Genomic DNA, 9,504 nt, shown 5'->3' with positions numbered 1-9,504 from the left:
CGCTGACCAGAATCACGCACCAAGTCTCACGTGCGTTCGACTTGAAAGCACGAATACTGAAAGTATACTTGAGTTTAGATTTGAAAATAACTGCAGAATAATTACAAGTTAGAACCAATGAGAGAGGAGAAACAAACTTATGTTGTTTCAGTCATTTTTGATCAAATACGGCGAGATCGGTATCAAAGGAAAAAACCGTTACGTGTTTGAAGAAGCGTTAATGAAACAGATCGGACATGCTCTGCAGCCGGTGGACGGAACTTTTTCCGTTTCCAGAGAGCAGGGAAGAATTTATGTAGATGCAGAAGGCGATTATGATTACGATGAGGCAGTTCTGGCCCTGACAAGAGTTTTCGGTATCGTAGGCATCTGCCCGTTAGTCAGAGTAGATGAGAACGGTTTTGACCAGCTGGCAAAAGACGTATTGAAATATCTGGATGATGTATATCCGGATAAAAATAAGACTTTCAAAGTAGTTTCCAGAAGAGCACGGAAAAACTTCCCGAAAAACTCCCAGGAGATCAATGCAGATCTTGGTGAGATCATTCTGGACACTTATCCGGAGATGAAAGTTGACGTACATCACCCGGATATCATGCTGAACGTGGAAATTCGTTCTCAGGTAAATATTTATTCCATGATCATTCCGGGACCGGGCGGTATGCCGGTTGGAACAGCCGGAAAAGCAATGCTGCTTCTGTCCGGTGGTATCGACAGTCCGGTAGCAGGTTATATGATTGCAAAGCGTGGTGTTACCATTGAGGCTACTTATTTTCATGCACCGCCTTATACAAGTGAGCGTGCAAAACAGAAAGTTATCGATCTGGCAAGAATCGTATCCCGTTATAGCGGTCCAATCAAATTAAATATCGTAAACTTTACTGACATTCAGCTTTATATTTATGACAAATGCCCGCATGACCAGTTGACCATCATCATGCGTCGTTATATGATGAAGATTGCAGAGCATTTTGCAAATGAGTCCGGATGCCTTGGACTGATCACCGGAGAGAGTATCGGACAGGTAGCAAGCCAGACCATGCAGTCACTGGCAGCAACCAATGCAGTATGCAATATGCCGGTATACCGTCCGCTGATCGGTTTTGATAAAAATGATATTATTGCAATTTCTGAAAAAATTGATACTTATGAGACATCCATTCAGCCGTTTGAGGACTGCTGTACGATCTTCGTTGCAAAACATCCAGTGACAAAACCGAACCTGAAGATCATTGAGCGTTCCGAACAGCATCTGAATGAGAAAATTGATGAACTGATGCAGACAGCTATCGAGACAACAGAGACAATCACTGTTTGCGAGGAATAGAAAAAATCAGTCTATTGAATAAGTATAGAAAAAGAATGATTCGTATATTGAGGTTTAGAGTTATATAAAAACTTGCATTGTTTTCAGAAAGTGTTTTTTGCTTGCCAGAAAGTTCAGCGTAATTTTCTGGCAAATAAAAAACCGGGAAAAAATCATCTTGACTTTTCCCGGTATCTGGTTTTGAAATAAGTATTTTCATCATTATCTGTATCAGATTATACAAGATAAGGTTTTAATGCTTCCATGATCTCAGCCATATCTGTGTCGCCTGCATGAATTGCAAGGTCGATCGGTTTGGACAGATCCAGACTGAAGATACCCATGATGGATTTTGCGTCGATGACGTATCTTCCGGAAATCAGATCAAAATCAAAATTGAACTGAGTAATTGCATTGACGAAGCTTTTTACCTTATCGATGGAATTTAAAGAAATCTGTACTGTTTTCATTTTACCAGCCCTCCTGAAAAATAAATATTTTATCTTATTCTTCAATAGTAACTTCAAATTATAAAAAAGTCAATAATGTACGCCCGGAATATTTGAAATGACTTACCAAAATTGATTTTGGGCATACGCAACACGATATAGGAGTTGAAACAATGAAAAAAGCGGCATTACACAGCCTTGGATGTAAAGTAAATTCATATGAGACAGAGGCAATGCAGCAGATGTTGGAGCAGGCAGGATATGAGATCGTGCCGTTCCATGACAGAGCGGATGTGTATATTATCAATACCTGTTCTGTGACGAATATTGCGGACCGTAAATCCAGACAGATGATCCATAAAGCAAAGAAAATGAATCCGGATGCAATCGTTGTGGCAGCGGGGTGTTATGTGCAGACATCCACGGAGCAGGCGAAAGCAGATGCGGCCATTGATATTATTATCGGAAACAATAAAAAGCAGGATCTTCTTGCAATGCTGGCAGCCTATGAGGCAGATCATGGTGTTGAGCAGGAAGGCGTGCTGGATATTAATCATACAAAACAGGAATACGAAGAACTGACGGTCATTCATCCGTCAGAGCATACTCGTGCATTTTTGAAAGTGCAGGATGGCTGTAATCAGTTTTGCAGTTACTGCATCATTCCGTATGCGCGAGGCAGAGTTAGAAGCCGAAAACTGGAGGATGTCGCTGTGGAAGCCTGCAGACTGGCAGAAAACGGTTTTCAGGAGCTGGTGCTGACAGGAATTCATCTGAGTTCTTATGGCATTGACTGCGACAGCAGCCTGCTGGAACTGATTCAGACACTGCATGAGATTGACGGTATTGAACGTATCCGACTGGGATCTCTGGAGCCGGGGATTATCACAGAAAGTTTTGTACAGGCTCTGGTAAAATTGCCGAAGGTATGTCCACATTTCCATCTGTCCCTGCAGAGCGGAAGCGGCACTGTTTTGAAACGAATGAATCGCAGATACACACCGGAAGAATATCTGGAAAAATGCGATCTGCTGCGTCAGTATTATGAACATCCGGCGATCACGACGGATATTATCGTGGGATTCCCGGGGGAGACACCGGAAGAGTTTGAGGAGACCTGCGCATTTGTGAAAAAAGTAGATTTTTATGAGGTGCATGTGTTTAAATATTCCAAACGAAACGGAACCGTTGCTGCATCCATGCCGGATCAGATTCAGGAATCTGTCAAAGCAGAGCGCAGTGGAATCCTGATGGAGCTGGCAGAAAAGCAGAAAAAAGAATTTATTAATTATTATAAAGGAAAAGAAGTGTCCGTATTATTTGAGGAACCGGTAGAGGTGGATGGCGTGCGCTATTTTGAAGGACTGACACCGGAATATGTCAAAGTATGGGTACCAACGGAGGAAAACCTGGCGAACCGGATAATGACGGTTGAATTTTTCCCTTATTTATATTAGAATAAATATTGATATATTTTAACGACAGAGGTACAAGTTATGCAGGACTTAAGCAGTACACAATATTTTAAAGTAGAAAAAGCACCGGAATTAAAAATCGGTGATGTTCTGGAAATCGTATATAAAGCGATGGCAGAGAAAGGATACAATCCGATCAATCAGATCGTGGGATATATTATGTCCGGAGATCCGACATATATTACAAGTTATAAAAATGCCCGCAGTCTGATCATGAAAGTGGAACGTGATGAGCTGGTAGAAGAAGTTCTGAAAGATTACGTTGCAAAACATGGATGGGATTAGGATAAACGTATGAGAATCATGGGACTTGATTTCGGTTCAAAGACGGTTGGGGTTGCAATCAGTGACCCCTTGTTTTTGACTGCCCAGGGAATTGAGATCGTGCGGCGGAAGGCACCGGGAAAGCTGCGCCAGACACTGGCACGGATCAATGAACTGAAAGAGGAATATGAAGTAGGAAAGATTGTACTTGGTTTTCCGAAAAATATGAACAACACAGAAGGCGAACGATGTGAGAAGACACTTGAGTTTAAGGAAATGCTGGAGAAGCGTACCGGACTTGAGGTAGTGCTCTGGGATGAACGACTGACCACCGTAGAAGCAGACCGTACTATGATGCAGGTCGGAATCCGCAGAGAGAACAGAAAAGAATATGTGGATGAACTGGCTGCCATCTTTATATTACAGGGATATCTGGATTATCAGAGCAGACAGCACACGGAAGGGTAGAAGTGCGATGGACAAAATTATTTTTACAGATCCGGAGAATCAGGAAGAACTTGAATTGTACCTTTTAGAACAGACATGTATCAACGGAACGACTTATCTGCTTGCAGCTGAGGAAGAAGAGGAGGATTCTGTTGCATATATTTTGAAGGAAGTACAGACAGAGGACGAAGATGTTATCTATGCAATGGTGGAGGATGATGTGGAATTAAATGCTATCTCCAAAGTTTTTGCAGAGATGCTGGACGACGTGGATATTGAAATGTAAGAAAAATGAGAACGGAAATAAAACAGGAGGTGCGATTTTTTGGCAAATACAAAAAAATCTAAATTAAAGATCATTCCCCTTGGCGGACTGGAAGCCATTGGAATGAATATTACTGCTTTCGAATACGAAGACAGTATTATTGTGGTGGATTGCGGTCTGGCATTCCCGGAAGATGATATGTACGGTATTGATTTATGTATACCGGATATCACATATTTAAAAGACAATATCGATCGTGTAAAGGGATTTTTTATCACGCACGGTCATGAGGATCATATCGGAGCACTTCCTTATGTGCTGCGTGAGATCAATGTGCCGATTTATGCGACAAAGCTGACCATCGGCATTATCGATCACAAGCTTGGAGAGCACAATATGCTCAATAAAGTAAAACGAAAAGTGGTCAAATACGGACAGCATATCAATCTTGGATGCTTTCGTGTAGAATTTATCAAGACAAACCACAGTATTCAGGATGCAGCAGCACTGGCCATCTATTCTCCGGCAGGAACCGTGGTACACACCGGTGACTTTAAAGTTGATTACACACCGGTTTACGGAGATGCCATTGATCTGCAGCGTTTTGGAGAGATCGGTAAAAAAGGCGTACTTGCGCTGATGTGCGACAGTACCAATGCAGAACGCCCTGGATTTACCATGACAGAGCGAAAGGTCGGAAAAACATTTGAGAGTATTTTCAGTGATCACACACATCAGAGAATCATTGTTGCAACCTTTGCATCCAATGTGGATCGTGTGCAGCAGATCATCAATACCGCATATAAATTTGGACGTAAGGTAGTGGTAGAAGGACGAAGCATGGTCAATATCATTTCCATTGCATCCGAACTTGGCTATCTGAACATTCCGGACAATACACTGATCGAAGTGGACCAGTTGAAAAATTACCCGGATGAGAAAACAGTTCTGATCACAACGGGAAGTCAGGGCGAGCCGCTGGCAGCGCTGTCCCGTATGGCAAACGGCATTCACCGCAAAGTGAAGATTCAGCCAAACGATCTGATCGTATTCAGTTCCAATCCGATCCCGGGAAATGAAAAAGCGGTTTCAAAAATCATTAACGATCTGTACCGCCAGAGCGCAGATGTTATTTTCCAGGATACTCACGTATCCGGACATGCATGCCAGGAAGAGATCAAACTGATCTACTCCCTGCTTCATCCGAAATACGCAATTCCGGTGCATGGTGAGTTCAAACACCGCAAAGCACAGGCTGGCGTAGCAGCAGAACTTGGTATGGACAAAGAGCACATTCTGATGATTTCATCCGGTGATGTACTGGAAATTGATGAAGACGGCGCAGAAGTAGTTGGAAAAGTACCGGCAGGTTCCGTATTTGTCGACGGCCTGGGTGTCGGAGATGTCGGAAATATCGTTATGCGTGATCGTCAGCATCTGGCAGAAGACGGTATCATCATCGTTGTCCTGACACTGCAGGGCGGTTCCGGACAGCTTTTGGCAGGACCGGATATCGTATCCCGTGGATTTGTTTATGTGCGTGGATCTGAGAGCCTGATGGATGAGGCACAGCATCTTTTGAATGAGCATGTGACGGATCTGACCGACCGCGGTATCACAGACTGGGGCAAGATCAAGACAGAGATCAAAGATTCACTGGGCGAGTTTGTATGGAAAAAGACAAAACGCCGCCCGATGATCATTCCGATTATCATGGAAGTGTAAGAGAAAATGGATTTAAATACAAGCATCGAGGAACTGAAGCTTGCGCTGCAGAACAGTGACGCTTTCTGCCGGTATCAGAAGATCCGGGAGGAAGTGCATCACTATCCGGAAAAAGAGCACAGACTTCATGAATTTCGAAGAAAAAATTATTTTTTACAGAATAGCAAAGATCAGATTGATCTGTTTACCGAAGCAGACCGTCTGGAACAGGAATATGCAGATGTATACAAAGATCCTCTTTTAGGGGAATATCTGACAGCGGAAGTTGCAGTCTGCCGTATCATTCAGCAGATCAATAAGGAACTGCTTGGATGTCTGGATTTTGAAGCAATTCTGTATGAAGAATAAGAAACTGGTACAGGTTAGACTATGATCGTTGATGAAAGATTTGTGACATATATCAATTCTCTCAACACGGGAAATACACCGTTTCTGGAAGAATTGGAAAAAAAAGCGAAAGCAGATTATGTACCGATTATCCGCCGGGAAATGCAGAGCCTGTTAAAATTACTACTGGCGATGAAGCGCCCGGTCCGGATACTGGAAGTAGGGACGGCGGTCGGATTTTCTGCATTACTGATGGCAGAATATAATCCGGTGGACTGTGAGATCACTACGATAGAAAATTATGAAAAGCGCATTCCCATCGCAAAAGAGAATTTTACGAAAGCAGGACGGGATCAGATGATCACACTGCTGGAGGGGGATGCCGCAGAAGTGTTAAAGACATTGCAGGAACCATATGATTTTATTTTTATGGATGCGGCCAAGGGGCAGTACATCCATTTCTTTGACGATGTCTTGCGTTTACTGGCAGAGGGTGGTATTCTTGTGTCAGATAATGTACTGCAGGACGGAGATATCATAGAGTCCCATTATGCAGTGACCAGAAGAAACCGCACGATCCACAAGAGAATGCGGGAGTATCTGTATGAACTGACCCACAACGAGAACCTGACTACGGCAGTACTGCCGGTGGGGGATGGCGTGACCGTCAGTGTAAAGAAAGAACAACAGGAAAAAGAGTAAGGAGCATTACATGAAACATCCAGAATTATTAATTCCGGCAAGCAGTCTGGAAGTATTAAAAACAGCGGTTGTGTTTGGTGCGGATGCAGTATATATCGGTGGAGAAGCCTTTGGACTGAGAGCCAAAGCGAAAAACTTTTCCATGGAGGAGATTCGGGAAGGAATCGCGTTTGCACATGCTCATGATGTAAAAGTATATATTACAGCAAATATTCTGGCTCATAATGGCGATCTGAGCGGAGTGAGAGCTTATTTTGAAGAATTAAAAGAGATCAAACCGGATGCACTGATCATTTCAGATCCGGGTGTCTTTATGATCGCCAGAGAAGTATGTCCGGAGATTGATATCCATATCAGTACCCAGGCAAACAATACAAACTATGGAACATATCAGTTCTGGCATCAGCTTGGCGCACGCCGTGTGGTAACTGCCAGAGAACTGTCTATGGCAGAGTTAAAGGAAATCAGGGAGAAAGCACCGGCAGATTTGGAAATGGAGACATTTATCCATGGTGCTATGTGTATTTCCTATTCCGGACGATGTCTGCTGTCCAATTATTTTACCGGCCGTGATGCAAATCGTGGGGCCTGCACTCACCCATGCCGATGGAAATATGCCATCGTGGAAGAGACCAGACCGGGAGAATATATGCCGGTTTACGAGAATGAACGTGGCACCTATATTTTTAACTCCAAGGACCTGTGCATGATCGAGCACATTCCGGAGCTGATCGACAGTGGAATTGACAGTTTTAAAATTGAAGGTCGTATGAAGACCGCATTGTACGTGGCTACCGTAGCCCGTACGTATCGTAAGGCAATTGATGATTATCTGGAGTCTCCGGAATTATACCGGAAAAACATGGACTGGTATCTGGATCAGATTTCCAATTGCACGTATCGTCAGTTTACAACCGGATTTTTCTTCGGAAAACCGGATGAAAGTGCTCAGATTTATGACAACAATACTTATGTAAAAGAGTATACCTATCTGGGCATTATAGGGGAATGCACTGCAGACGGATTATACCGTATCGAACAGCGCAATAAATTTTCTGTAGGGGAACAGATTGAAATCATGAAGCCGGATGGAAGAAACATTCCGGTAGTCGTTCGCAGAATCGTGGACGAAGAAGGGCAGGAGATGCAATCTGCGCCGCATCCGAAGCAGGTTTTATATATCGAACTTGCAGCGGCAGAAAATGGTGCTCTTTCCGGGGCAGAGGTTTCGGAGCAGGACAACCATGCAGCAGAACTTTATGACATATTGCGTAGGAAAGAGGAGGAATAGTCATGGCAAAAGATCGTTATGTGGCATATGTCGGCACTTACACACACGGAAGCAGTGTGGGAATCCATATTTTTGATGTAGATGCCGAGAAAGGAAAAATGACAGAACGCAAGGTGGTTCCGATTAATAATCCATCTGATTTAATTGTTTCTACCAGCGGAAAGTTTCTTTATTCTATTGCAGATGAAGGTGTACAGTCCTTCCGTATTCTGGAAGATGGAGATCTGGAACCGATCAATTCTGTGTGGACAGGTGGCATGAGAGGATGCTATCTGGAAGTGGATGAGCAGGATCGTTACCTGTTTGTGGCAGGCTACCATGACGGACGTATTACCATGATGAACCTGAATGAGGATGGTTCTATCGGTGAGATCGCAGATGGAATTTTCCATAAAGGCATTGGTGTAAATATTACAGACCGCAGCTCTATGCCACATGTTACCTGTGTAAAGGTGACACCGGATCAGCAGTGTGTCTGCGCAGTAGACAGTGGTCTGGATCAGGTAAAAATTTACCGGATCGACAGAGAACACAATAAATTGGAGCTGGAAGATATTCTTCGTTGTGAACTGGACAGTGGCCCAAAGATGCTTCGTTATGACCGTCAGCATAAATATGCTTATGTATTATGTGAAATTGATAACGTTATTGAAGTATATGAAGTTGGCGAACGAGATGACGATGTAGATCCGTTCAAATTGATTCAGCGTATCAGCACCATTGAACCGGGCGAAAAACAGCGTGCAGCTGCATCTGGTATTGAGTTTTCACCGGATGGAAATCATCTGTTTGTAACCAATGCAGGTATTAATACAGCGATCATTTATGATGTAGATAAGGAAACCGGAGTACTTACACCGTTTTTCCATTGCAAGACCAGTGGAGATTATCCGAAGGCACTGGCGGTTATGCCGGATAATAAGCATTTTATTATCCTCAGTCATGAGACAAATGAGATGTTTACTTACAACATGAATTATGAGAATCGCTATTTCCTGCAGGATTCCAAACCGATCAAGATCGAACAGCCGAACTGTATTTTTATTCACAAGTTACAGTAATGAATGATAGTCGGATTGAGATGGAATTCTCTTTTAATAGAAATGATTGATATTTGAAATAAAAAAGACTGTCACCGAAACCAAAATGGTTTTGATGGCAGTCTTTTTATGTGTACAGAGATTCATCTCAGTCTGAGTTGAGGCTCCCACTTCTGCAAGTGGTGAGTAGTAACAAGTATTTCTCAGTGGGAG

General features: G+C 43.2%; 11 protein-coding genes. 10 read left to right on the top strand and 1 reads right to left on the bottom strand.

Going from position 1 to position 9,504, the window contains the following annotated elements:
* Positions 1-139: 139 nt before the first annotated feature.
* Positions 140-1,327 (top strand): tRNA uracil 4-sulfurtransferase ThiI, encoded by a 1,188-nt coding sequence (gene thiI / locus LG34_RS08260; protein ID WP_109215661.1) that lies wholly within the window; start codon positions 140-142, stop codon positions 1,325-1,327.
* A 215-nt stretch (positions 1,328-1,542) separates the two neighbouring features.
* Here thiI and LG34_RS08250 read toward each other — a convergent pair whose 3' ends face one another.
* Positions 1,543-1,776, bottom strand: coding sequence for an HPr family phosphocarrier protein (locus LG34_RS08250; RefSeq protein ID WP_109215659.1), 234 nt, complete (start codon positions 1,774-1,776; stop codon positions 1,543-1,545).
* 152 nt (positions 1,777-1,928) lie between these two features.
* Between LG34_RS08250 and mtaB the strand changes: the two genes are divergently transcribed.
* The 9 genes from mtaB (at position 1,929) to LG34_RS08205 (ending at position 9,312) form a co-directional block, all read left to right on the top strand.
* A complete protein-coding gene (mtaB, locus tag LG34_RS08245) occupies positions 1,929-3,212 on the top strand; it encodes a tRNA (N(6)-L-threonylcarbamoyladenosine(37)-C(2))-methylthiotransferase MtaB (protein ID WP_109215658.1) in 1,284 nt (427 codons plus the stop codon).
* Between the two features lie 39 nt (positions 3,213-3,251).
* Positions 3,252-3,515: an IreB family regulatory phosphoprotein gene (locus LG34_RS08240; RefSeq protein ID WP_109215657.1), complete on the top strand. Its 264-nt coding sequence runs from the start codon at positions 3,252-3,254 to the stop codon at positions 3,513-3,515.
* 9 nt (positions 3,516-3,524) lie between these two features.
* Positions 3,525-3,962 (top strand): Holliday junction resolvase RuvX, encoded by a 438-nt coding sequence (gene ruvX, locus LG34_RS08235; protein ID WP_109215656.1) that lies wholly within the window; start codon positions 3,525-3,527, stop codon positions 3,960-3,962.
* Positions 3,963-3,969: 7 nt separating this feature from the next.
* Positions 3,970-4,227 (top strand): DUF1292 domain-containing protein, encoded by a 258-nt coding sequence (locus tag LG34_RS08230; protein ID WP_109215655.1) that lies wholly within the window; start codon positions 3,970-3,972, stop codon positions 4,225-4,227.
* Between the two features lie 102 nt (positions 4,228-4,329).
* The gene (locus LG34_RS08225; protein ID WP_109215662.1) at positions 4,330-5,931 is read left to right on the top strand and encodes a ribonuclease J; all 1,602 of its coding nucleotides are present in this window, start codon (positions 4,330-4,332) and stop codon (positions 5,929-5,931) included.
* 6 nt (positions 5,932-5,937) lie between these two features.
* The gene (locus LG34_RS08220; RefSeq protein WP_109215654.1) at positions 5,938-6,279 is read left to right on the top strand and encodes a YlbF family regulator; all 342 of its coding nucleotides are present in this window, start codon (positions 5,938-5,940) and stop codon (positions 6,277-6,279) included.
* Between the two features lie 21 nt (positions 6,280-6,300).
* Complete coding sequence (locus tag LG34_RS08215; RefSeq protein WP_109215653.1) at positions 6,301-6,960, top strand: O-methyltransferase; 660 nt, start codon at positions 6,301-6,303, stop codon at positions 6,958-6,960.
* Between the two features lie 10 nt (positions 6,961-6,970).
* Positions 6,971-8,251 carry a peptidase U32 family protein gene (locus LG34_RS08210; RefSeq protein ID WP_109215652.1) on the top strand — a complete coding sequence of 427 codons (1,281 nt, stop codon included), beginning with the start codon at positions 6,971-6,973 and terminating at the stop codon, positions 8,249-8,251.
* A 2-nt stretch (positions 8,252-8,253) separates the two neighbouring features.
* Positions 8,254-9,312: a lactonase family protein gene (locus tag LG34_RS08205; protein ID WP_109215651.1), complete on the top strand. Its 1,059-nt coding sequence runs from the start codon at positions 8,254-8,256 to the stop codon at positions 9,310-9,312.
* Positions 9,313-9,504 lie beyond the last annotated feature (192 nt).

The sequence above is a fragment of the Eubacterium ramulus genome (assembly GCF_003122485.1).
Lineage (GTDB): Bacteria > Bacillota > Clostridia > Lachnospirales > Lachnospiraceae > Eubacterium_I > Eubacterium_I ramulus_A.
Note: the sequence above shows the minus strand (reverse complement) of the source record. Positions and strands in the feature narration are given on the sequence as shown.